This is a genomic window from Marinomonas spartinae, from assembly GCF_016461715.1.
Classification (GTDB): domain Bacteria; phylum Pseudomonadota; class Gammaproteobacteria; order Pseudomonadales; family Marinomonadaceae; genus Marinomonas; species Marinomonas spartinae_A.
In genome coordinates this window covers 110,702-134,521 of the sequence record NZ_JAEMUI010000013.1, presented here as the reverse complement: position 1 = coordinate 134,521, position 23,820 = coordinate 110,702, and the positions used below count along the sequence as shown (strand labels likewise).

Here is a 23,820-nt window from a genome sequence, read left to right as displayed (position 1 = left end):
TCCGAAGTAAAATAAAACTGCTGGCTTTTTATTTTATAGCCCTTGTAAGCTTAAAAAGTTATCGCAGCGCAAGATCCGACTTTGCTCGCTCAACTGCTTTCAGTACTTGAGCAGGTGCCGTTCCGCCAATATGATCGCGAGCCGCTACAGAACCTTCTAACGTTAAGACATCAAAAACATCGTCTTTGATCATGCTCCCAAAGGCCTGCAATTCTTCTAGTGTCATTTCTGAAAGATCTTTGCCCTCTTTCACACCATATCCAACAGCTTTGCCCACCACTTCGTGAGCATCACGGAAAGCCACACCTTGACGAACTAAGTAATCCGCTAAATCCGTCGCGGTAGAGAAACCACGGCGCGCTGCTTCGTACATATTTTCCTGACGAGATTCAATCGCAGGAATCATATCCGCGAAGGCACGTAATGAACCTTTTAATGTATCAACAGTGTCAAACAATGGCTCTTTGTCCTCCTGATTGTCTTTGTTATAGGCCAAACATTGAGATTTCATCAAAGTCAGCAAGCCCATTAAATGCCCATAGACACGACCTGTTTTTCCTCGTACTAATTCTGGTACATCAGGGTTCTTTTTCTGAGGCATGATGGATGAACCAGTACAAAAACGATCTGGCAAGAAGATAAAGTTAAATTGAGCTGAGGCCCACATCACCATTTCTTCCGCCCAACGAGACAAATGCATCATGATGATAGAAGCCGTCGAGGTAAACTCAATGGCAAAATCACGATCACTAACAGAATCAAGAGAGTTATAAGTCGGGCGCTCAAAACCGAGTAATTCAGCGGTCATATTTCGATCAATCGGATAAGTCGTTCCAGCAAGCGCCGCCGCCCCAAGAGGTAAGATATTAATCCGCTTACGACAATCAACAAGACGTTCGTAGTCACGCTGTGCCATTTCGTACCAGGCCATAAGGTGGTGACCAAAGGTGACTGGCTGAGCCGTTTGCAAGTGAGTAAAACCTGGCATAATGGTATTCGCCTCTTTTTCGGCCAAGCTCAAAATACCTTGTTGCAAACGGGTAACTTCTTCCAATAAAAAATCTACTTCGTCACGCAAGTAGAGGCGAATGTCGGTGGCTACCTGATCATTACGGGAGCGTCCGGTATGCAGTTTTTTTCCAGTAATACCAATTTTTTGTGTCAGCCGTGCCTCGATGTTCATATGTACATCTTCCAGCTCAACTGACCATGCAAACTCACCACGAGCGATCTCTTCCTCGATTTCTGTCAGACCTTGAATAATCTGATCTCGCTCTTCTTCGGTCAAAACCCCCACACTGGCAAGCATTTTGCCATGCGCTATCGATCCTTGAATATCCTGCTTTGCCATACGCTGATCAAATTCAACAGACGCAGTAAAACGCGCCACAAACGCATCCACAGGCTCAGAAAAACGACCACCCCATTGCTGGTTTGTGGTTTTATTAGTATCAGTCATTCAGTTGGTTCCCACACAAATTCAAACAGACGCACAGAGTACCTTAAGCGTCACGACTTATAAAGTATAGAAAGATGACGCTCTCGACGTTAACGAGTATGATTAGCAGCATTGATCTCAAAGCAGATAGCCCATTTCTTCTGCCCACATTTAACTAGGAGATAGCGTGAAAGATAAGATAGTGATTGCCACTCGAGAAAGTCAGTTAGCCCTTTGGCAAGCCAACAAGGTGAAAGCTCAATTGGAGTCGTTATACCCGACGCTACGCGTTGAGTTGCTAGGCATGACAACGAAAGGAGATCAAATCTTAGATTCACCTTTATCGAAAATCGGCGGCAAAGGCCTGTTCGTAAAAGAACTGGAAAACGCTCTAATGGACGGACGAGCTGACATCGCAGTGCACTCAATGAAAGATGTACCCATGGCTTTCCCAGAAGGGTTAGGCTTAGCGGTAATTTGCGAGCGAGAAGATCCAACCGATGCTTTTGTGTCCAACCATTTTGCTACCATTGATGACCTTCCTGCTGGTAGCGTCATAGGTACATCTAGCTTGCGTCGCTCTTGTCAGCTTCGCATGAACCGTCCTGACCTGATTATCAAAGACCTACGTGGTAATGTGAACACTCGCTTACGGAAAATGGATGAAGGCGAATATGATGCCATAATATTAGCAACCGCTGGTCTCATTCGCTTAAACATGCAAGATCGTATTCGCTTGCGCATTCCTGTGGAAATCAGCTTGCCTGCTGGTGGTCAAGGTGCGATGGGAATTGAATGTCGTTCCGATGATATTGATACCATTGAACTCTTAACCCCCCTACAACACAATGATACGGCCATCCGTGTGACCGCGGAGCGCGCGGTTAATGAACGGCTCAATGGTGGCTGCCAAGCACCGATTGCCTGCTATGCGACCTTATCAGGAGATGACCTTTTTATCCGCGGCCTTGTTGGTAGCCCTGATGGAAAAACCATGATTGAAAGCCAAACCACTGGCCATAAAGACAACGCGAAAGCATTAGGTGTTGCAGTTGCCGAAGACTTGCTAACAAAAGGCGCTGACGCTATTTTGGCCGCTATTTATCAATAACATGACAATATGCAGTTAACGGAAGGTAAACAGGTGAATAAGCTAAGCATTTTAATCACTCGCCCTGAGCCAGAGAACAGCCTAAGCTGTCAACGAGCTAAGCAACATGGTTATTTACCCGTCCCTCTTCCGATGCTCTCTATTTCGCCCCTTACTGAGCCTAATCAAGTCGCCGCCATTCGCTCTCTTGTCTTTAATATAGATGAGTTCCATTATGTCATCTTCGTCAGCAAAAATGCCGTGCGCTTTGGTGTTGAATGGCTAGATGACTGCTGGCCAATGATCCCCGAAGGCATCCATTGGATTGGCATTGGCAAGGGCACAACTAAAGCATTACAGGAGCAAGGAATTCCAGCCATTGCCAATCCAGGTCATACCTCTGAGGCACTGCTAGAATGGCTGAAACCTGTCAAAATGCGCGACCAAAAAGTGCTCATTATTAAAGGGGAAGGCGGGAGAACGGAGCTCGGAGATCAGTTAATAAAACGGGGGGCGAGTATACAATACTTGTCCTTATATCAGAGACAACAACCTTCTTATGTTGCTCAAACGTTTCTTATGCTCCCTGACATTGATCTTATTTGGATCACCAGTGGTGAAAGCTTGGACAATTTAAACAGCTATACTGAACAATTTAAACCTGAGCTAAAAGCGCTTCCCATCCTAACTCCGAGTGCTAGAGTAAACGACCTAGCAATAGAAATGGGCTGGAAACAGGCAAAATGCGCTAATGGTGCCGATGACCAAAGCCTCATCTCAGCGACGGAACTTCACATAGGAAATAAGAATGACAGATAACAACAAAACCAACTTGGAAGAAAACGGCCAACCCTCTAAGGTGCTGCCAGAAGATACTCGATCTGGTGCCCAAAAGGCCCGTGACAGAAAACGTGAAGAGCAGAACTCACAAAGAGAAAAGAACACATTTTCAATGAATCAAACACTGCTTAGCGCTAGTATTGTCATCTCTCTTGCCTCGTTATCAGCAAGCGGTTGGCTGTTTTATCAAGCTCAACACCATAATCCCGCTGGAGCCATTGCACAGTTACAGCAGCAACAGGATAAGATAAACGATCAGCTTGTTGCCTATAACCAATCACGCTCTCAAATCAACACGCTTTCCAGTCAAGTTGTTCAAACAGAGCAACAAATTAAACAGCAAACAGAGCAAGTGGTTAGCGAACAAAGCCAGCAAAGCCAACAAATTAAAACCATCCAAAAACAATTAAGCCGAATTCACAACAATACAAAAGAAGACTGGAAATTAGCAGAAGCAGAATACCTTGTTCGCCTTGCCAACCAGCGCATTCTTTTGGAATCCGACGTAAAAGGAGCCATTGGCTTATTGTCCAGCGCTGACTCGATTTTAGCTGAACTGCAAGATCCCATGTTTTTTGCCGCTCGCAAAGCCATCGCAAAAGACATTCAGGCGCTTAAATCAACGCGACACTTTGATTTGCAAGGCCGCTACTTGCAGCTAGATGCGCTGTATGACCAAGTTAGTCAGCTTCCTCAACGGGAACCGTCTAAAGCTTGGCAACAAGATCATCAAGCGAACAATACAGAACCACAATCTCAAAAAATAACAGACAAAGTCACTGGTGTATTAAGCGAACTTTGGCAGTCGTTAAAATCGCTAGTCATTATCAACTACGATCATACCCCCATTAAAACCTTATTACCGCCAACCGAATACCAACAACTGGTAACAGGTTTGCAACTGCAACTTGATGTAGCACAAGTCGCCATGGTGAAAGGCGAATCAAAAATCTACCAAAATGCTCTTTCTCGTGTCGCCAAAGCCGTTACAGAACATTTTGATACGAAATCACAACAGGTTATTGCCTTCTTGGCCAGCATTACGTCATTGCAACAAGTGAACCCAGCACCAGATCTGCCACAACCTAATGACTCCCTTGAAGCAATGAAAACACTTATGAAGAATTGGAATGAGAGGACCCAATCCACAGAACAACCTCAAAAACCACTACAAGATTCAACTCCTGTAGAATCAACCACGCCTGCGGACTCAGCCCCTCCGGCAACAGAAACAAGCAAACAAAATATCGCTCCCCCTGCAACTCAAAGCTCCCCAAAAAATCAAAGTGATCAAGGAGCGAAAGCATGAGAAAACTTTTATTTATCCTTGTTATCATGATGGTCGTTGGCGGGGTGATTGGATTGCTAATGCGCCAAGACAGCGGCTATGTGCTAATTGCTTATAATGGTGTGACCGTCGAAACCAGTTTATGGGTGTTAGTGGCGGCAATCATTATTGCGCTGTTTGTATTGGGTTGGGTAAAAAAGATTTTGTTTATTGCCCTAAGGCCCAGCAGCTCACTGTCTAAAATTACTGACAACTTAGCCCATAAACGTGCCGCTAAAAACACGATTCGCGGCATGTTGGAACTGGTCGGCGGAAACTGGAAAAAAGCCGAAAAATTACTAACCAGTAGTGCAGGAAATGCCTCCTATCCACTTATCAACTATATTGGCGCTGCTTATGCTGCCAGTGAACAAGAAGAGCATGAACGTTCTAAAGCGCTACTTCGTACAGCTCACCAATCCACACCGGAGGCAGAATTCGCCATCGGCTTTGCACAAAGTCAAATTCAAATTCGACAAAAACATTACGAAGGCGCCCTCGCCTCTCTGTTACGATTACAAAAAATCAAACCAAAACACAGGCAGATCTTAAAAATGTTGGTATCAGTCTATACCAAATTAAAAGATTGGGATGCCTTACTCAGCCTCACACCGACGCTAAAAAAAGAGGGGATTTTCGATGAAGAAAATATGCTGGACTTAGAGCGTAATGCCTTTTTGGCTCTTTTGGAAAAAATTAAGTTCCGCAATAAGCTTGGTGAGAGTAATAAGTCGCTCGTCTCGGACGTCGAGTCTTTATGGAATAAACTCGACTCACTGTCCCAAGACGATCATATGCGCAAGCTATATGCCCAAACACTCATTGCCTTTAAAGACGAAGAAAAAGCAGAGTCCTTTATCCGTCAAAGCTTAAACAAAAGATGGTCAGAAGAACTCATCTACGAATATGGCAACTTACGCGAGCTCAATAGCAACAAACTGTTAAACAACTGCGAAAATTGGCTTAAGAAAGAGCCACGTAGCTCAAACCTGTATCTTGTTTGTGGGCGATTAAGTCAATCTATTCGTTTATGGGGCAAAGCCAAAGACTACTATGAAAACGCGTTTAACTTAAATGCAAATAGCGAAGCAATGGCTGAGCTGAGTCGCTTACTTCAAGCAATGGGGGATGCGAAAGGCAGTCAGAACATTGTGATGATGAGCATGAATCAGGCTAGTGAGCGCTTAAAACCTCTCCCTTTACCTTAGTTTCAACTATGTCTCAGTAAAAAGCCGAGTTGTGATCCAACTCGGCTTTTTAGTTTTTAACCCTTTCCATATAACAGTACCTCTGTCCTTAGAAGATCATGAATACATTTACTTAAAGCGAGTCACCAACTCATGCAAGTCTGAAGAAATAGTCAGCAACATCTGAATACTTTCCGAAGAACTGTTTGCCTTATCTAAACTTTCGGTTGCCAAATTAGAGATACGGACGATTTGCTGATTGATGTCCTCCGATACATGGGCTTGCTCCTCTACGGCTGCCGCCATCTGATTCGCCATATCCGCAATTCCAGAGACACCAGAAACAATAGACACTAATGAAGCTTCCGCCGCTAACATTTGCTGCACCCCTTTTTCCGCCCCAACTTTACCCTGATTGGCTTTTGCAACTGATTGTTTAGCGCTTTGTCTCAATACTTCGATGATGTCATGAATCTCTTGTGTCGAGCCTTGTGTTCGTTGCGCTAACTGACGCACCTCGTCCGCGACTACAGCAAATCCACGACCATGCTCACCGGCGCGAGCCGCTTCAATAGCCGCATTCAGTGCTAATAAATTCGTCTGCTCAGCAATTTGATCAATCATCTGTGCCACTTGAGCGATTTTCTCCGAGCGATCAGATAACTCTTCCACGGTATCACTGATTTCATTAACGGTTTGACTCAATGCTTCAATGGAGTGACGTGTCTCTTCAATTACTTTTCTGCCTTCTTGTGCGGAGTCTGAGGTTTCCTTTGCTCCGTCAGCAGTACTTTGCACATGAGCAGACACCTCACTGATAGTCGTCGTCATTTGGTGCATAGCTGCCGCCACATCTTGCGTTTCGTGCTGTTGACTCGTCATTTTTTGTGCCGATTCATCCGTCAGCCGATACCCGATATTTGCCTGATCAAATACTTTACTGGACTCATCTTCAATACGGGTTAACACCGCATCTAAACGCGATCTAAGACTTTTAATCCCCACATCCAACTTACCAGTAGAAAGTAATGCATCAGAATAGGTAATTGCCGCAAGAGGGTGCATAAACGAAGTTGATAACCTTTGTGTTAGCGTTTTGACAGAGTTGTTCCTCCCTATAAAAAGCAACGCATTCGACAATAAACTTGCCGCTAGGAAAACAGCCATCCCCTCCCAAAGCCCAGCGACAAGCCCTCCTACGACACCAAGCACTGCACCAATAATCAATATCAGCATAGGAAGCGAAAGTCCAACACGTGGCATCACACGCTTTCCAGCATTTATTCTTTTGTAGACTTTTTCAGCTCGTGCTACATCCGCTCGATCAGGCAAGGTTCGAACCGATTCATAACCAACCACCTTGCCATGCTCTGTAACGGGTGTGACATAAGCATCAACCCAATAAAAGTCACCATTTTTACAGCGATTTTTTACCATCCCCATCCAAGGTTCGCCGCGCTTTAAATGCTTCCACATCACATCAAATGCTTCAACTGGCATGTCTGGGTGACGAACGATATTATGAGGACTGCCAATAAGCTCTTCTTTATCAAATCCACTAATATCTAAAAACGCCTTGTTGCAATTTGTGATACGGCCTTTTAAATCTGTGGTGGAGATAAGTTTTACATCTTTGGCAAAGGTTTTCTCGTTTGTTGTAACCGGAGTATTGTTTCTCATTAGTATGGACCTTATTTAGCCACTCTTCTCTTTGTAAGTCTTACATTTCGAAGACAAACATCCTTTTTAATAACAATAACTTGAATAACAATGATTTCTATTGTCGCTTATTCACTTAATTTTTGTATGAATAATAAAACAACTCGAGACAATTTAATTCACCGTAAGATTAGCTTCTATCTTAAAGCTTTCAAGCATCTACAACAAAAAGTAACTAATTCGAGTATTTACAACAAAAATTAACCAATTTTACGAGAAAGGTAACGTGTGACCACTGGCAATAACGATGTTGGTATCTGAAGTGCGCCAGCAAGAGGCAAAAAAGCAGGCCCTAACAGCCCTCCAGCAATAGTATAGGTTAGTAAAACATTTCGATTGCCCGAAGTTATAGCTGCGGTTAATGCGAACTCCTTTCCTGATTTTCTATAAACCCAATAAGAAACAATAAAAAACACACAACATAACAATACTGCAACCATTAAATAAATGAAAGCATCATGTGGATTCCCATCGAACAGTTTTCTAAAACTGCCTACCAACCCAAAAGGAAAAGCCAATACAAACAATATCGTATAAGGAGAAATTCGATTCAAAATACTATTTAGCGTATTTTTCTGTATGGTTTTGTGAATAACAAATGAAAAAAACATTGGCCCAAATATAAATATAATCAACCGTGACATATAAGACGTTAAGTCAAGAGATATATGCCCAGAATGATATATCAGCAGGGTAATAAAAATAGCGGCAGGTAAAAGAAGGGTCGAAGCGATGGTCATCGCCATGGCTTCAATACTATCGAAGCCAAGCGCTCTAACAATCGCAGGTGTTGCGAATAAAGAGCCCGTTGCCGCCACAGACACCATCGCCAGCTGTAAATTTTTATCCAAATGAAAAAGGCCTGCAATACAGCCAACAAACAGCATGTAAACAGCACTGTGTATAAAAGCATACCCCCAGACACGGATTTTTTTTAATCGACGCAGCAACTCATTTTGTCTAATACCCAACAAGGTTAACGTCATTAAGCAAAACAAGGTATAAGGAAGAAAAACAAAAAAATGACCAGAGAGATCAGGCAGCGCAAACCCTAGTACCGCAGAGAGAAACATAAAAACCAAGGAATGGCGAATAAGAAAGGCAAACATAACAACAATGACCTTAGTCAACACAAAGAGAAGGTTAGTTTACAGCCAAACTTACTTTTTGTGGGCGTATTTTTTATTATTTTCCGGTAGCTCTGCAATTTCTAGCGGCCATTGCTCTCGCGCACGATCAAATGCGTCTCGCAATTCGATGAGATCTCTATCACTAATAGCATCATAAAAAGAACACTTGGGTGATCTTTTGTGTATGGGGAGGTAGATCAGATTATCAGCCATATCCTATCTCTATTACCATTAACTCTAGATATCTATCGACACTCTATGGATAATCTTTAACAAACGCAACATTTGAACCGATGGAATGTCTATGAAATTTTTAATATCCCCTGCCAAAACCCTCGATACAAGCTCCAAACCAAGTGTTGATGAAGTGTCTCAACCCGACTATCTGGACGACGCCCAACAACTGATCGAAACCATAAAGCCCTACACCCCCGCGCAAGTGGGGTCTTTAATGAAACTGAGCGATAAGTTGGCTACCCTCAATGTCGAGCGTTACCAATCTTGGGAAAAAACACACAGCAAAGACAACAGTCGTCCTGCTATCTATACCTTCATGGGGGATGTTTATACTGGACTGGATGCCTATAGCCTAAACAACAAAGAGATAAAATACGCCCAAGACCACTTACGCATACTCAGTGGATTGTATGGTCTGCTTAAACCACTTGATTTGATGCAAGCGTATCGTCTCGAAATGGGTACTCACCTAGAAAACCCTCGAGGTACAAACTTATACCAATTTTGGGGTGACACCATTGTCAACGCGCTCAATGAGCAACTAAGCGAGGGGGAATTATTAGTAAACCTTGCGTCTAATGAATACTTTAAAGCGGTCAATATTAAAAAACTCAATGCGCCATTGATTTCTCCAAACTTTTTAGATGAGAAGAATGGTAAATTTAAAGTCATTAGTTTTTATGCCAAAAAAGCGCGAGGTCTTATGGCTCGTTACTTAATTCAAAACCAATGTAAAACACTCGAAGACATTAAAGCCTTCAACGTAAATGGCTATCAATACGATGCCGCCCAGTCCACCAGCCAGGTTCCAGTATTTATTCGCCCAGAAAGCGCTCAACCACAAAAGTAAAAAAGTAACCTCCATCAGAAACAAGAAAGCCTTTCCATGATCTGTCTGAAAAGGCTTTTTAAGGACAATACTGTCAGCAGCAATAACCAACAACCAAAAGACGTGGCTGGCAATGATTGCTGAATTTGAAACAGCCTCTGGAGTGCTGCTGTGGTAGGGACAATCGATTCTGGAGCTGCTGGTAGCCAAGCGGCCTGTGAGCAGTTTGTTTCAGCAGCATAATTTATTTGAGCATTTGACGGTTCAGCAGAATTTAGCGCTAGGAATTAATGGTCGATTAAAGCTTGATCGTCATGAACAAGCGCATATTGATAAGATTGCAGAGCAATTAGGTATCGCGCAGTGGCTGGCCAGTTATCCTGGTGCTCTTTCCGGAGGGCAGAATCAACGGGCAGCGTTAGCTCGGGCATTGCTTCGTCAGCGGCCGATTTTGTTACTCGATGGACCATTTAGCACACTGGATCCGGTCTTGCGGGCGGATTGTTTAACGTTGGTTCGCAATCTGGCCAGTGAGCACCTACTGGCGGTGTTATTGGTGACCCACCAATTTAGTGATGCCTGTGCGATCGCCAATGTGTTTGCATTTATAGAACAAGGGCGGGTCATTCAACAATGCCCGCCTCAAGAGTTACAAACCAACCCGGCTAATGCTCAGGTGGCTCAATTTTTAGCAATTGCGGATAAAGGCGTTTTTCCCAGCAAAGACTGCAGCTGAGCCTAATTGTTGTTCAATCCGCATAAGCTGATTGTATTTTTCCACACGTTCACCACGACATGGTGCGCCTGTTTTGAGGTGTCCGGCGCGCATGGCAACGGTCATATCAGCGATGAAACTGTCGGTGGTTTCGCCACTGCGATGGGAGATAAATGTGCCCCAGTTGTTTTGATGACACAGGTTGACAGCATCGAAGGTTTCAGACAGTGAACCAATCTGATTTAATTTAATTAGGGCAGAATTGGCCAGTTGTTCATCAATCCCCCGTTGAATATAGGTAATATTGGTTACAAATATGTCATCACCGACGAGTTCAACGCGCCCAGCGAGTTTATTATACAGAACTTTCCAACCTTCCCAGTCATCTTCGGCTAAACCGTCTTCAAGCAGAACCACTGGAAAATCATCGATCAGCTTCGCATAGTAGTCACTCATCTGCGTGGCGTTCAGTTTGGCATTTTCTGTTTTTAGGGTGTAAATCCCGTTCTCAGCGAACTCACTAGAAGCTGGATCTATGCAAATTGCAACATCTTCTCCGGGTTTAAAGCCAGCGGCTTCAATCGCTTGGACAATGTACTCAAGTGGTTCACGGTTTGATTTAACTTGCGGTGCAAAACCACCTTCATCACCGATCCCTGTTGAGAGTCCTTTTTCTTTAAGTACATTGCGCAAGGCTTGATAGACTTCACTGCCCCAACGAACGGCTTCGCTGATACTACCTGCGCCCCAAGGTGCAATCATAAATTCCTGAAAGTCAGCACCCTGCCAGCGGGCGTGTACGCCACCATTAATAATGTTCATGCAGGGGACCGGTAGCAGGTTGGCACCAGTGCCGCCAAGATATTGGTACAGTGGTAAATCGGATTGCAAAGCCCCCAGTCGGGCACAAGCCAAGGACACACCTAAAATGGCGTTCGCACCAAGTTTAGCTTTGTTTTCAGTCCCATCTAATTCGATCATCTTGGCGTCAATCTGGCGCATTTGGCGGGCATCGCAGCCAATCAACGCCGGAGCAATGGTTTGGTTGATGTGTTCAATTGCTTGTAAAACACCTTTGCCGCCAAAACGACTTTTGTCATTATCACGAAATTCAATAGCTTCGCGAGAGCCTGTGCTGGCTCCCGATGGCACAGATGCACGAGCACTTCGCCCTGCCGTATCAAACACGTCGACTTCGATGGTAGGGTTACCACGAGAGTCAAGTATTTCACGGGCGGTGATCTGCTGAATCTGGTTATTCATAAAGCCTCCATTAAGGATTTTATTTTTTACTGTGAATATGTTGCATCAACACATCGATATCGATGCGATTAATAAACTCAAACGAATAGGATGATAAAACACCAAATAGACGGTTTTTATGACCGACGATTAAAAGGTCGATTTGGCGTTCGCTGATGAGATGGTCGATATATTTAAACCGAGTAATGCTGACCAGTTTTTCAATTCCAGCCGGAAAATCAATGTCTTTGGTAAGTTCTGAGAACATTTCTTTGGCTTCAATCACATGCTTGGATTGCTTATCAACAATGGTATTATCGTTGAGATACTGCAGTTCTCGGTAGTCAGAGCGAATGTGGCCAATGGTAATTTTTGTTCCCAGAGCATGAGCCATTTTGCAGCCATGAGTGAGTAAAACTTCTCCATCAATTGCATCGTGAGCAAGAACTAGGGCTTGGCGATAGTAGGTCATAACGACTTCCTTCTATATTAGAACTCTTCTCTCTAACTTTCTCTGCAACCTACCGTCACCCTGTCGTTTCCACCCAAATCTTGATACGTCTTAATACAACCATATCCTTTTGCTTCAAACAGGGCTTGTACCGCTTGCGATTGATCATAACCATGCTCTAACAACAAATAGGCCCCAACCTTAAGAAAGCGTGGCGCGGTCTCGATAATATGCTCAATATCCGCAAGACCATGATTCCCTGCAACCAGTGCACTTTTAGGTTCAAAACGCACATCCCCTTGGGATAAATGCGCATCATTAGGATCAATATAGGGAGGATTGGAGACGATCAAATCAAACAACTCATGACTTTCCAGTTCACTGCCTTCCAATACGCTAAACCAACAACTTTGCCGAAAGTCGACAATCAGCTGGTTTTTCTCCGCATTACGCCGAGCAAGCGCTACTGATTCATCAATCAGATCAACCCCCACCACTTGAGCATTAGGGCATTCCGATGCCAGCGCCAACGCAATGGCGCCTGTCCCAGTGCCTAAATCCAAAATTCGCAGCTTTTCACGGGGATTAATAAGCGACAGAGCCGTTTCTACTAAACATTCTGTATCCGCTCTTGGAATCAAAGTACAGGGGGCGACCTCTAGCGACAATGACCAGAATGCCTGTTGCTTAATTAAATAGGCAACCGGCTCACCCTGCTCTCGCCTTTTTAGCAGCGCCTCAAATTCTGCCGACACTTTTTCATTCAGCCGCTTGTCTGGCCAAGTATAAAAGTAGGCAGTCGTCACACCCAAGACATGGGCTAATAGCAACTGAGCATCCAGTTGCGCGGTATCAGACACAAAACGAAGGCGCTCGTAAGCGCCTTTCAAGAGTTCATCAATTCGCAACCCTGCCATTAATTATCGCCACTTAGAGCGGCCAACTGCTCAGCTTGGAACTCGTTCACCAGCGGGTTAATCAGCACATCTAGATCGCCTGTTACGATCTCATCTAATTTATACAAAGTTAAATTAATGCGGTGATCAGTAACACGACCTTGAGGATAGTTATAGGTTCGAATACGTTCAGAACGGTCACCACTGCCCACTAAAGATTTACGCGTTTCAGATTGTTCACTTGCCGCTTTCTCTTGTTCAGCTGCTAGCAGGCGAGAAGCCAGCAGTGACATAGCTTTAGCACGGTTTTTATGTTGCGAGCGTTCTTCTTGGCATTCCACCACCACACCGGTGGGGATATGAGTCAAACGAATCGCTGAGTCGGTTTTGTTGACGTGCTGACCACCCGCACCAGAAGCACGGAAGGTATCTATACGCAGATCATTTTTATTAATCACAATATCTGCTACCTCATCCATTTCCGGCATAATAGCCACAGTACAGGCAGAAGTATGGATACGTCCTTGAGATTCGGTAGCCGGCACCCGTTGTACTCGGTGTACACCAGACTCAAATTTCAGTTTAGAATACGCCCCCTCACCCACTATTCGAGCAATAATCTCTTTATAACCACCATGCTCACCGTCACTTGCACTAATGACTTCGACTTTCCATCGTTGCGTCTCTGCATAACGAGAGTACATACGGAATAAGTCGCCAGAAAAGATAGAGGCTTCGTCCCCCCCCGTCCCTGCCCGTACTTCTAGAAAGACGTTACGCGAATCATTTGGGTCTTTCGGCAATAACAGCTTTTGTAAAGCCAGCTGCAATGTCTCTTTTTGTTGCTCACCAGACTTCATTTCCTCTAACCCCATTTCCTTAATATCAGGGTCTGGGTCCGTCATCATCAGCTCAGCTTCTGCTAAATTCTCTTCCACTTGCTGGTATTCATTGAAACAATTTACCACAGGCTCCAGCTCGGCATATTCTTTTGAGTAGGAGCGGAATAGATCCTGATCCATAATCACCTCGGCGTCGCTTAATAAAGCGGCCAATTCATCATAACGATCAGACAAACTTTCTAACTTAAACTTGATCGAATCTTTCATTTTAAATTATCTTTATCTTCATTTAGGCCCAATACATTTGCGGCAATGGTTAATGCTTCTTGATTTGATTCGGCTCCGGCATCCCGTAAATAGCGCGTCGGGGAATGAATCAATTTATTCATCAGACCATGTGCAAGCTTATTAATCACTTGCTCTGGCGATTGGCCGGACTCCAAACCTTTCAATGCTTTTTCTAATTCTGCGTTTTTTATTTCATCCGCCGAGCGTCGGTACTGTACAATTAAGTCCGACACCTTTCTTGATTCAACAGCACGTCGGAATGTGTCAACGCCTTCCTCAATGATCAATTCAGCAGCTTGCGCGGCATCTTGCCTTGCTCGCACATTTTCTTCAATCACTGAATGCAAATCATCCACTGTATAAAGGTAGGCATCACTCACCTCCTCAACTTCTGGCTCAATGTCTCTAGGCACAGCAATGTCAATTAACAGCATAGGTGCAAAACGACGTTTTGATATAGCCTTTTCAACCAAGCCCTTACCAATAATGGGCAGTTGGCTCGCCGTTGAAGAAATAACGATATCCGCCTCAGATAAATGATCGCCAATATCTCCCAGTAAAATGGCTTCAGCACCTAATTCATCTGCCAAGCACTGAGCCCGGGCCAAAGTGCGGTTCGCAACAATGATACGCTTCACGCCTTGCTCTTTTAGGTGTCGAGCCACCAGCTCAATGGTTTGACCCGCCCCGATTAGCAGCGCTGTATTGTCTCTGACATCAGCAAAAATACGCTGTGCTAAACTGACTGCTGCAAACGCAATAGACACGGGATTTTCGCCGATGGCCGTATCAGTGCGCACCCGTTTAGCAACAGAAAAGGTTCGTTGGAAAAGAGACTGTAGGTCTGGCCCTATGCACTCCCCCTCTTTAGACACGGCATAAGCGGATTTGACCTGCCCCAAAATTTGCGGTTCACCAAGAATCAACGAATCCAACCCTGATGCAACACGCATAATATGGCGCACGCTATCATCGTTAAGATGAGCGTAGCAATACGGCTTAAGTTCTTCAAAATCAATTTGATGGTATTCACTTAACCAACGGACAATACTCTCAACATCGGCATCATTTTCGATAGAACAGTACAATTCCGTACGATTACACGTAGAGACGATGACGGCTTCTGACGCTTTTTTCCCGGAAACCAAAGACGACAAAGCGTCAATCATTTTTTCGGGAGCAAAAGCGACACGCTCACGAATCGCAACTGGCGCTGTTTTGTGGTTCACACCCACTGTAATTAGTGACATTCAGAAACTCTTCTCAAAGGTCGAGATATCAAGGTCAGGAAAGGAGGAACAAACACCCCACACGACTCTTTACATAAAGAACACACATTATACGAGGAATTCGCTTATTTTCGCACCCCATAGACTCAATAAATGTAATAGGATTAGTTTATAGTAAGTACTGACATCCCTCACAGCTAAAGATACCATAAGGACATTATGAATTTCGCACCGGGAACGCACATGCCATCATATTTGCACTACGCAACAAAAGTTTCGTCGAAATACACACACATTCGATTGCTACCTTCTTACCTATTAGTCTTTTGTACCTTAACGCTTTTAGGTTGTAGTCAGACACCTGTTTCCCAACAGAAGGTAGCACAAGAGCATCGCAACTCGGTATCGTCATCTGGCACATCCCCAATTCCCTCTAAAAGTAATATAACAAATAAAGGCGACACCACCAGTACGACAAAAGAAGCCGGGAACAAGCCCTCCAAAGCAGCCGAAGATACAACAACAGCGCAAATCAGTGACAAATATTTAAAAGCCGTTCTGGAAGCAGAATTCACCTTGCAACGAGAAGGCACGGAGAGAGCCTTCGAGCCTTTTTATAAACTCACTGAGCAAACCAGAAATACAGCATTAGCAGAACATTTGCTGCGCATTGCTACAGCGACTCAAAATAAACAAGACATCGAAAAAAGTGCTGACTTGGTCATGTCTATAGCACCGCAGGATCAGCAAGCCTATGCCCTCAAGTTTCAAGTGTTGGCACAATCCCAACGCCCTAGAGACGTTGCAAATTTATTGGAGAGCGCTGTAAGACATAACGTTAAGCTTGATTTCTTACCCGTCTACGCGGATGAGAACATTCGTTCTGATGAAATAATGGGCACTTTATCTGACACCTTTCTCTTGCTACCTGCCCAAATCAAACAAAATGAATTTATCCAAGCCACTAAAGCGCGCCTGCTTTTCAGTCAAGGCCATTATACAGAATCCGCAGCGCTGGCTAAAAAACTTATATCAGCAAGCAACCATCTACACAAAGCGCCTATCTATTTGATTCTTGCTTATAGTCAAGATCAATTAGGTAAGCGAAATGAAGCCATCAAGACCCTAGAACAAGGTTTCACTAAGTACCCGAGCGAACCCCAAATCATTACCCCATTACTGAATTTTTTAGTGCAAACGCACCAATTAAAAAAATCTGAGCATGTTTATCAGAACACTAAGCTTACACCGCTAGAACGAATCCAAACGGGTATTCGCTACAGCAATACATTACTCACCAATCAATATCCAGAACTCGCCCTTAAGACATTAAATCAATTACCTGCTAACCAGTATGGTTTACAAGATCAAATCCTCTACCTAAAAGCAACCGCGCTCTACCATACAGGTAACAAACAAGCTGCCATCCAGGCAATGCAAAATGTAAAAGGCGCCCTACTAAACAGCGCCACCAACCAAATGGCACTATGGATGTACGATGAAGGAAGACCAAAAGACATTAACAAAATGGTCCTAGAGCGCACGCCACGTCAATATATTTCTGACGTTGTCACTGCGATCAGTCAACTGCATGAAGAAAAACATCATCCAGATTTATCTTGGCAATTACTCACAGAGGCGCTAAAAAAATACCCTCAATCCAATGCGTTGCGATACCACAAAGCACTTTTAGCTGAAGGCATGGATCACTGGCACGACACCATCAAAGAGTTGAAGTTTTTACTCTCTAAAGAACCACACAACCCTCAGTATTTAAATGCGTTAGGCTATACCTTATTGACTCGAACCCCGAATACGAAACAAGCTATGGATTACATTCAAGAAGCTTATAAGTACGACCCGAAAGACCCAGCAATTGTTGATAGTTTGGGGTGGGGGTATTTCATGCAAGGCAAATTAAAACAAGCCACACACTATCTAAACCAAGCTTGGCAGCTGTATCCGGATTCAGACATTGCCGCCCATTTAGGAGAATCTCTATGGCAACAAAAAAACTACTCTCAAGCCGATAATATATGGCAACAGGCCCTACAAATACGTCAGTCATCACCTTTACTCATGGACACAATCAAACGTCTCAACCCTTCACTTATCGAGAAACACGTCACACCTCAGAAAAAGGAAAGTACACAATGATCTTGCGCTTCTTAGCCGTCACTGTTATCGCCAGCTTATTATCGGCTTGTAGCATGTTTCAAACGGCCCCAAAGCCACCTGCGCCTAAAAGCGTTCAAGCGATTACTCAGTGGGATACAGAAGGAAGAGTCGGTATTCGTACTCCCAATGACGCCGTCTCAGGAAATTTTAATTGGCATGAAAGCCCAACGAAATTTTCCCTCAATATATATGGCCCTTTTGGCCAAGGTGCCACCAAATTGAGTGGTATAAATGGCAAAAAAGTTACTCTAGCTTATGAAGATCAAACCATCATTGGCAAAGATGCTGCATCGTTACTAAAACAAAAACTTGGCTGGGAATTTCCGGTGAATCAAGTCACCTATTGGATGCGTGGCTTACCTTACCCGTATACGCCCCACCACTCAAAACGTAACGCCAAAACTCATCTTCTAGAACAATTACAGCAGGATGGTTGGACAATTACTTACAAGAAATTCTCTGAAGTAGAAGGCTTACAATTGCCACAAACGATGCAGGTATCGCGCCCACCTTACCGCGTTAACTTAATTATCACCGATTGGACGGTTCAGTAATCGTTATGAAGTTGCCCTCTCCAGCAAAACTCAACCTTTTTTTACACATCATTGGTCAACGAAAAAATGGCTATCATGACCTTCAAACTCTATTTCAAATTATTGACTTATGTGATCAGCTGACCTTTGCAATAAACCACGACAATGTTATTCGGCTATCACCTGCTATTGAAGGGGTCGCACTGGAAGATAATCTTATTTATAAAGCAGCATCACTGCTCCAAAAACATCGTCAAGATACGTCCCTTGGGGCTGATATTTTTCTTGAAAAACAACTTCCTATGGGGGGCGGCATTGGTGGTGGAAGTTCTAATGCTGCCACCACACTACTCGCCCTAAATACACTTTGGGAATGTCATTTATCATTACCTGAATTGGCTGAAATTGGATTACAGTTAGGTGCCGATGTACCAGTCTTTGTTATGGGGCATTCTGCTTTTGCTGAAGGGGTTGGCGAGCGCTTACAGAAGGTCGAACTGGAGACGCCGTATTTTTTGTTACTAAAACCCAACTGCCATGTCTCAACTGGTCAAATTTTTACCGATAAATATTTGACAAGAGACACCCCTCCGATCAAAATATCGCACGCCTTGAAGCTGGGTGGGCATAATGACTGTTTAAATGTTGTAAGAAAACACAATCCGCAGGTCGATGAAGCCTATTTATGGTTGAAAAATCATGGTGATGCTAAGTTGACTGGAACGGGGGCTTGTTTGTTTATCGCATTTAACCACAAGCAGGACGCTGAACGAGTAAAAGCGTTGACTCCCGAAAAATGGCAGGCTTGGGTTTGTCAGGGCTGCAACCTTTCCCCAACTCATTACGCATTAAACCAGTGGATTGAGCAAAACAGGGGATAAGCAACACTTTTACACAAACCTCCCCAGCCAATCTATATTCATCGCTACAAAATACAAAGGGTATACACAGTGTCCAAGTTGATGGTTTTTACCGGTAATGCCAACCCTGAACTCGCTCGCAGGGTGGTTCGCCGTCTAGGTCTGCCTATTGGAAATGCCACCGTAGGTAAATTCAGTGACGGTGAAATTACGGTCGAGATCAATGAAAACGTACGAGGTAAAGACGTTTTTATTATCCAGTCCACATGTGCACCAAGTAACGACAACTTGATGGAATTGATTGTCATGGCAGATGCTCTGCGTCGTGCTTCTGCAAGCCGTGTGACCGCTGTTGTTCCTTATTTTGGATACGCTCGCCAAGACCGTCGTGTACGATCTGCCCGTGTCCCGATTACCGCAAAAGTAGTAGCGGATATGATTTCTGCTGTTGGTATTAATCGCGTGTTGACCGTGGATCTTCACGCAGACCAAATCCAGGGATTTTTTGATATCCCTGTTGACAACGTCTATGCCACACCATTACTGCTTGATGATTTGCAACGCCAAGGCCATGAAAACATCGCGGTTGTTTCTCCAGATGTAGGCGGTGTGGTGCGCGCACGTGCCTTTGCAAAGTTACTAGACGATGCAGATTTAGCCATCATCGATAAGCGTCGCCCCCGTGCGAATGAAGCGCAGATCATGCATTTGATCGGTGATGTCGCAGGCAAAACATGCGTCCTGATTGATGACATGTGTGATACTGGTGGCACTTTATGCGCCGCCGCAAAAGCATTAAAAGAACACGGGGCGGCCAAAGTACTGGCCTACTGTACACACCCTGTTCTTTCTGGCAAAGCCATTGAAAACATTAAAAGTTCCGTGCTCGATGAGTTGGTCGTGACTGATACCATCCCATTGACACAAGAGGCGCAGAATTGCCCTCAAATACGCCAATTGTCGATGTCCGACATTTTGGCGGAAGCTGTTCGTCGCGTCTGCAACGAAGAGTCTATCAGCGCTATGTTTGGGGCCTAAACCAAACACTAACGCTCGGAACGGGTCGCAGTTCTGGGCACCATTTATTATTAACTAGGAAATTATCATGACATTATCTCTTAATGCCGTTGCACGTACTAATGAAGGTAAAGGTGCGAGCCGCCGCCTTCGTAACGAAGGCCTAGTGCCTGCTGTTATCTATGGCGCTGGCGTCGAGCCAAAATCTGTTGCAATGAAAGACAACGAAGTATTTAAAGCTGTGGGCACACCAGGCTTTTTGACTAGCGTTGTTGAAATTGTTGTTGAAGGTACGACTGAAAAAGTGATCGTTAAAGCACTTCAACGCCACCCTTCATCAGGTGACGTTATGCACATCGACCTTCTTCGCGTTTCTGAAGACAAAGTCATCACGACTCGTGTTCCTCTTAAATTCATCAACGCTGCCAAAAGCGAAGGTGTTAAGAGCCAAGGTGGTCGCTTGACTGTTGAAGCAAAATTAGCTGAAGTTCGCTGCCTACCAGCCAACCTTCCAGCAGAATTGATTGTTGACACTATCGATGGTCAGCTAGGTCAAATTTTCCACCTATCTGACGCAATCCTTCCTGAAGGCGTTGAATTGGTTGCTTTGCTTAAAGGCGAAGACCACAACCAACCAATCGGTCGTATCGACAAATCAAAACGTTAAGATATTGAAGGCGGCATTGTGACAGGTTTCAAATTATTAGTTGGTCTGGGTAACCCAGGTAGCGAATACGAGAATACTCGTCATAATGCAGGCGCTCAATGGATTGAAGCATTGGCTCGTCAGAGCCAATGCTCTTTGCGTACTGAAAAGAAGTTTTTTGGTCAATTTGGCAAAGTTTCTATAGCTGGTGAAGAATGTTATCTACTGATTCCCACCACCTATATGAATTTAAGCGGCAAAGCGGTTCAAGCAGTTTGCCAGTTCTATAAAATTCCTCCAGAAGAAATACTCGTCATTCACGACGAACTCGACATTCCACCCGGTACAGCCAAACTCAAAAAAGGCGGTGGTCATGGTGGTCATAATGGCTTAAAAGACATCATTGCAAGGCTGGCTAACAATCGAGAATTTGGTCGCCTGCGAATTGGTATCGGCCACCCAGGTCACGCCAGTCAAGTTGCGAATTACGTTCTTAAAAAAGCCTCCCCAGATGAATACCGCAAAATAGAGCAAACGATTGATGAATCTTTGCGTTATATTGATGATATTGTCGGTGGCAACCTAAATGCTGTCATGAATCAGCTGCACAGTTTTAAAGCATAATCACTTAATTATTCAGGAATCTCACTATGGGTTTTAATTGCGGCATCGTTGGGTTACCCAACGTTGGTAAATCGACTCTTTTTAACGCGCTAACCAAAGCGGGGATTGGCGCAGAAAACTTTCCATTTTGCACCATCGAGCCAAACGCAGGTGTGGTCGCAATGCCAGACCCACGACTAGATGCTTTAGCAGAAATTGTAAAGCCAGAACGCGTACTGGCCACCACCATGGAATTCGTAGACATCGCAGGTCTAGTGGAAGGCGCCTCTAAAGGTGAAGGCTTGGGCAATAAATTCCTCGCCAACATCCGTGAAACCGATGCCATTGCCCATGTTGTCCGTTGCTTTGAAGACGAGAACGTTATCCATGTTTCTAACCATGTGAATCCAAAGCTAGACATTGAAGTCATCAATCTTGAGTTAATTTTTGCTGACATCGAATCCATCGACAAGCAACTTTTACGCACTGCGAAAAACGCCAAAAGCGGCAACAAAGAAGCGATTGCTCACAAAGCTTTCCTAGAAAGTATTAAAGAGCACTTAGAGAATGGTCAACCTGTACGCTCTATGCAACTGACCAATGATCAAAAGAAAGAGGTAAAATTGCTTCATCTTTTGACAACGAAACCCACTATGTACATTGCCAACGTCGCTGAGGACGGATTTGAGAATAACCCTTATCTAGATCAAGTGCGTGAAATTGCTGAAGCAGAAGGCGCCATGGTCGTCCCTATCTGCAACCAGCTTGAAGCGGAGATCTCCGAACTCGATGCCGAAGAGATGCAAGAATTTCTAGACGAAATGGGAATGGAAGAGCCAGGACTGGATCGAGTGATCCGCGCAGGTTATGAGCTTCTAGGCCTTCAGACCTACTTTACAGCAGGTGTAAAAGAAGTACGAGCTTGGACTATAAAGCAAGGTGCAACCGCTCCACAAGCCGCTGGTGTGATCCACACAGACTTTGAGAAAGGTTTTATCCGTGCTGAAGTGGTTGGCTACAACGATTTCATTCAATATAAGGGTGAGAACGGCGCTAAGGAAGCGGGTAAGTGGCGCCTAGAAGGAAAGGAATACGTCGTCAAAGACGGTGATGTCATGCACTTCCGCTTTAATGTTTGATTTTTTTAAAAGTTTTCAACAAAAGACTTGACCCATTAACGGGTTATATGAATAATATCGCGCCACAGAGACAGAGTATCTTTTTAGAAAATTTGTTTCTGTGTCAGTCTGTTGGGGTATAGCCAAGCGGTAAGGCAACGGGTTTTGATCCCGTCATGCGTTGGTTCGAATCCAGCTACCCCAGCCAACAGACGAACGGCTATGTAGCTCAGTTGGTTAGAGCACATCACTCATAATGATGGGGTCACTAGTTCGAATCTAGTCATAGCCACCAACAATTAGGCAATTGGGGTATAGCCAAGCGGTAAGGCAACGGGTTTTGATCCCGTCATGCGTTGGTTCGAATCCAGCTACCCCAGCCACTCTCTTTAAGGCTATGTAGCTCAGTTGGTTAGAGCACATCACTCATAATGATGGGGTCACTAGTTCGAATCTAGTCATAGCCACCAATAAAAATTGATGGGGTATAGCCAAGCGGTAAGGCAACGGGTTTTGATCCCGTCATGCGTTGGTTCGAATCCAGCTACCCCAGCCAATATCAACTCTTGTTAACTCTCCTAAAAATCACATAATACGTCTGTAATTTTTACCTCATATCTAATTTGCTCCTCATTCGACTGGATTTTGTATTCTAAAGATCTATAATGACGTCAAACTGTCTTTTATGATCTATGGATGCACAATTATGAAAAAAGCGCTTCTTCTATCTACTCTTTTATTTGCTGGCGCCGCCAACGCTGACTTTCTTGGCGTTACTGCCGAAGCTGGTGCATTCTCACCAGATGTTAGCGATGCTAAATACGCCACACACGGTAATGTAAGCAGCCCAATGGATCTTGACGGCAAGACAGGTGCTTATTTTGGTATCGCCTTGGATCATCCCATTCCATTGATCCCAAACATTCGCTTGCAACACGTATCTCTAAAAGCAGATGGCAGTATGGGCTCAGCCCCTGCTAAGCTGGATTTATCCAATACGGACTACACTCTTTATTATCGCTTCTTAGACGGTCTATTCTGGTTAGACTTTGATGCTGGTGTCTCATTACGAAAAATTGATGGTTCTGCCACTATTAGCGGTAGTAAACATGACTTATCCGACACTCAACCATTAGGTTATGCTTCAGCTTTTGTGACACTCCCAGGTACCAGCCTGTCTTTTGGCGGGGAAGTAAAAGCAGGTGGTTATGGCGGCACAAGCATTACCGACACCACATTAAAAGTGAAATATGAAACACCTTTCTTTGTTGGTCTAGAAGGCGGATACCGTGCTATCTCTATGGATTTGAACGACATCGATAATCGTGATGTGAAAGCGGATTTCAAAGGTGCCTTCATTGGTGCCTTTGTTCACTTCTAAAGATTCATCAAAAAAGCAAAAAAA

The 23,820-nt window shown here is 44.3% G+C and carries 23 protein-coding genes and 5 tRNA genes; 19 read left to right on the top strand and 9 right to left on the bottom strand.

Annotation, left to right across the window (positions count from 1 at the left end):
* Window positions 1-58: 58 nt before the first annotated feature.
* Window positions 59-1,459 (bottom strand): argininosuccinate lyase, encoded by a 1,401-nt coding sequence (gene argH, locus JHD45_RS13320; protein WP_199477001.1) that lies wholly within the window; start codon window positions 1,457-1,459, stop codon window positions 59-61.
* Window positions 1,460-1,625: 166 nt separating this feature from the next.
* On the opposite strand from argH, the gene hemC reads away from it, so the two are divergent.
* From hemC to JHD45_RS13300, 4 genes are read left to right on the top strand one after another with little or no spacing between them, the layout of a single operon-like run.
* On the top strand, window positions 1,626-2,549 hold the full coding sequence (gene hemC / locus JHD45_RS13315; protein ID WP_199477000.1) for a hydroxymethylbilane synthase: 924 nt from the start codon (window positions 1,626-1,628) through the stop codon (window positions 2,547-2,549).
* A 33-nt stretch (window positions 2,550-2,582) separates the two neighbouring features.
* Complete coding sequence (locus tag JHD45_RS13310) at window positions 2,583-3,347, top strand: uroporphyrinogen-III synthase (protein WP_325097296.1); 765 nt, start codon at window positions 2,583-2,585, stop codon at window positions 3,345-3,347.
* Window positions 3,337-4,677: a uroporphyrinogen-III C-methyltransferase gene (locus JHD45_RS13305; protein WP_199476998.1), complete on the top strand. Its 1,341-nt coding sequence runs from the start codon at window positions 3,337-3,339 to the stop codon at window positions 4,675-4,677. The genes JHD45_RS13310 and JHD45_RS13305 overlap by 11 nt, the downstream gene beginning before the upstream one ends.
* A complete protein-coding gene (locus tag JHD45_RS13300; RefSeq protein WP_199476997.1) occupies window positions 4,674-5,903 on the top strand; it encodes a heme biosynthesis HemY N-terminal domain-containing protein in 1,230 nt (409 codons plus the stop codon). Before JHD45_RS13305 ends, JHD45_RS13300 begins: the two co-directional genes overlap by 4 nt.
* 108 nt (window positions 5,904-6,011) lie before the next feature.
* Here the strand turns inward: JHD45_RS13300 and JHD45_RS13295 are convergent, their stop codons facing one another.
* The 3 genes from JHD45_RS13295 to JHD45_RS13285 form a co-directional block, all read right to left on the bottom strand.
* Complete coding sequence (locus JHD45_RS13295) at window positions 6,012-7,562, bottom strand: methyl-accepting chemotaxis protein (RefSeq protein ID WP_199476996.1); 1,551 nt, start codon at window positions 7,560-7,562, stop codon at window positions 6,012-6,014.
* A 239-nt stretch (window positions 7,563-7,801) separates the two neighbouring features.
* Window positions 7,802-8,710 carry a hypothetical protein gene (locus JHD45_RS13290; RefSeq protein ID WP_199476995.1) on the bottom strand — a complete coding sequence of 303 codons (909 nt, stop codon included), beginning with the start codon at window positions 8,708-8,710 and terminating at the stop codon, window positions 7,802-7,804.
* 51 nt (window positions 8,711-8,761) lie between these two features.
* On the bottom strand, window positions 8,762-8,944 hold the full coding sequence (locus JHD45_RS13285) for a hypothetical protein (protein WP_199476994.1): 183 nt from the start codon (window positions 8,942-8,944) through the stop codon (window positions 8,762-8,764).
* Between the two features lie 91 nt (window positions 8,945-9,035).
* On the opposite strand from JHD45_RS13285, the gene yaaA reads away from it, so the two are divergent.
* Window positions 9,036-9,818: a peroxide stress protein YaaA gene (gene yaaA, locus JHD45_RS13280; protein ID WP_199476993.1), complete on the top strand. Its 783-nt coding sequence runs from the start codon at window positions 9,036-9,038 to the stop codon at window positions 9,816-9,818.
* A gap of 196 nt (window positions 9,819-10,014) precedes the next feature.
* Window positions 10,015-10,533, top strand: coding sequence for an ATP-binding cassette domain-containing protein (locus tag JHD45_RS13275; protein WP_199476992.1), 519 nt, complete (start codon window positions 10,015-10,017; stop codon window positions 10,531-10,533).
* Here JHD45_RS13275 and eno read toward each other — a convergent pair.
* From eno to hemA, 5 genes are read right to left on the bottom strand one after another with little or no spacing between them, the layout of a single operon-like run.
* Complete coding sequence (gene eno / locus JHD45_RS13270) at window positions 10,486-11,775, bottom strand: phosphopyruvate hydratase (protein ID WP_199476991.1); 1,290 nt, start codon at window positions 11,773-11,775, stop codon at window positions 10,486-10,488. The two genes, JHD45_RS13275 and eno, sit on opposite strands and share 48 nt — an antisense overlap.
* A 19-nt stretch (window positions 11,776-11,794) precedes the next feature.
* On the bottom strand, window positions 11,795-12,226 hold the full coding sequence (locus JHD45_RS13265; protein WP_199476990.1) for a hypothetical protein: 432 nt from the start codon (window positions 12,224-12,226) through the stop codon (window positions 11,795-11,797).
* Window positions 12,227-12,258: 32 nt separating this feature from the next.
* Window positions 12,259-13,122 carry a peptide chain release factor N(5)-glutamine methyltransferase gene (gene prmC, locus JHD45_RS13260; protein ID WP_199476989.1) on the bottom strand — a complete coding sequence of 288 codons (864 nt, stop codon included), beginning with the start codon at window positions 13,120-13,122 and terminating at the stop codon, window positions 12,259-12,261.
* Window positions 13,122-14,210, bottom strand: coding sequence for a peptide chain release factor 1 (gene prfA / locus JHD45_RS13255; RefSeq protein ID WP_199476988.1), 1,089 nt, complete (start codon window positions 14,208-14,210; stop codon window positions 13,122-13,124). The genes prmC and prfA overlap by 1 nt, the downstream gene beginning before the upstream one ends.
* Window positions 14,207-15,481, bottom strand: coding sequence for a glutamyl-tRNA reductase (gene hemA / locus JHD45_RS13250; protein WP_199476987.1), 1,275 nt, complete (start codon window positions 15,479-15,481; stop codon window positions 14,207-14,209). The genes prfA and hemA overlap by 4 nt, the downstream gene beginning before the upstream one ends.
* 222 nt (window positions 15,482-15,703) lie before the next feature.
* Between hemA and JHD45_RS13245 the strand changes: the two genes are divergently transcribed.
* The 13 genes from JHD45_RS13245 to JHD45_RS13185 all read left to right on the top strand — a co-directional run bounded on the left by JHD45_RS13245 (window position 15,704) and on the right by JHD45_RS13185 (window position 23,796).
* Window positions 15,704-17,617: a tetratricopeptide repeat protein gene (locus JHD45_RS13245; protein WP_199476986.1), complete on the top strand. Its 1,914-nt coding sequence runs from the start codon at window positions 15,704-15,706 to the stop codon at window positions 17,615-17,617.
* Window positions 17,614-18,192 (top strand): lipoprotein insertase outer membrane protein LolB, encoded by a 579-nt coding sequence (gene lolB, locus JHD45_RS13240; RefSeq protein ID WP_199476985.1) that lies wholly within the window; start codon window positions 17,614-17,616, stop codon window positions 18,190-18,192. Before JHD45_RS13245 ends, lolB begins: the two co-directional genes overlap by 4 nt.
* 5 nt (window positions 18,193-18,197) lie before the next feature.
* Window positions 18,198-19,052: a 4-(cytidine 5'-diphospho)-2-C-methyl-D-erythritol kinase gene (gene ispE, locus JHD45_RS13235; protein ID WP_199476984.1), complete on the top strand. Its 855-nt coding sequence runs from the start codon at window positions 18,198-18,200 to the stop codon at window positions 19,050-19,052.
* Window positions 19,053-19,121: 69 nt separating this feature from the next.
* Complete coding sequence (locus JHD45_RS13230; RefSeq protein ID WP_199476983.1) at window positions 19,122-20,069, top strand: ribose-phosphate diphosphokinase; 948 nt, start codon at window positions 19,122-19,124, stop codon at window positions 20,067-20,069.
* A 67-nt stretch (window positions 20,070-20,136) separates the two neighbouring features.
* Complete coding sequence (locus tag JHD45_RS13225; protein ID WP_199476982.1) at window positions 20,137-20,715, top strand: 50S ribosomal protein L25/general stress protein Ctc; 579 nt, start codon at window positions 20,137-20,139, stop codon at window positions 20,713-20,715.
* A gap of 18 nt (window positions 20,716-20,733) precedes the next feature.
* Window positions 20,734-21,318, top strand: coding sequence for an aminoacyl-tRNA hydrolase (gene pth / locus JHD45_RS13220; RefSeq protein WP_199476981.1), 585 nt, complete (start codon window positions 20,734-20,736; stop codon window positions 21,316-21,318).
* 26 nt (window positions 21,319-21,344) lie between these two features.
* Entirely contained in the window at window positions 21,345-22,436 is a 1,092-nt protein-coding gene (ychF, locus tag JHD45_RS13215) for a redox-regulated ATPase YchF (RefSeq protein WP_199476980.1), read from the top strand.
* Between the two features lie 112 nt (window positions 22,437-22,548).
* Window positions 22,549-22,623: transfer RNA gene (locus JHD45_RS13210), tRNA-Gln, on the top strand.
* Window positions 22,624-22,633: 10 nt separating this feature from the next.
* Window positions 22,634-22,710, top strand: a tRNA-Met gene (locus tag JHD45_RS13205).
* A gap of 13 nt (window positions 22,711-22,723) precedes the next feature.
* Window positions 22,724-22,798: transfer RNA gene (locus tag JHD45_RS13200), tRNA-Gln, on the top strand.
* A gap of 10 nt (window positions 22,799-22,808) precedes the next feature.
* Window positions 22,809-22,885 (top strand) — tRNA-Met (locus JHD45_RS13195).
* An 11-nt stretch (window positions 22,886-22,896) separates the two neighbouring features.
* Window positions 22,897-22,971: transfer RNA gene (locus tag JHD45_RS13190), tRNA-Gln, on the top strand.
* 150 nt (window positions 22,972-23,121) lie between these two features.
* Window positions 23,122-23,796, top strand: coding sequence for a TIGR04219 family outer membrane beta-barrel protein (locus tag JHD45_RS13185; RefSeq protein WP_199476979.1), 675 nt, complete (start codon window positions 23,122-23,124; stop codon window positions 23,794-23,796).
* The last annotated feature ends 24 nt before the right edge of the window (window positions 23,797-23,820 follow it).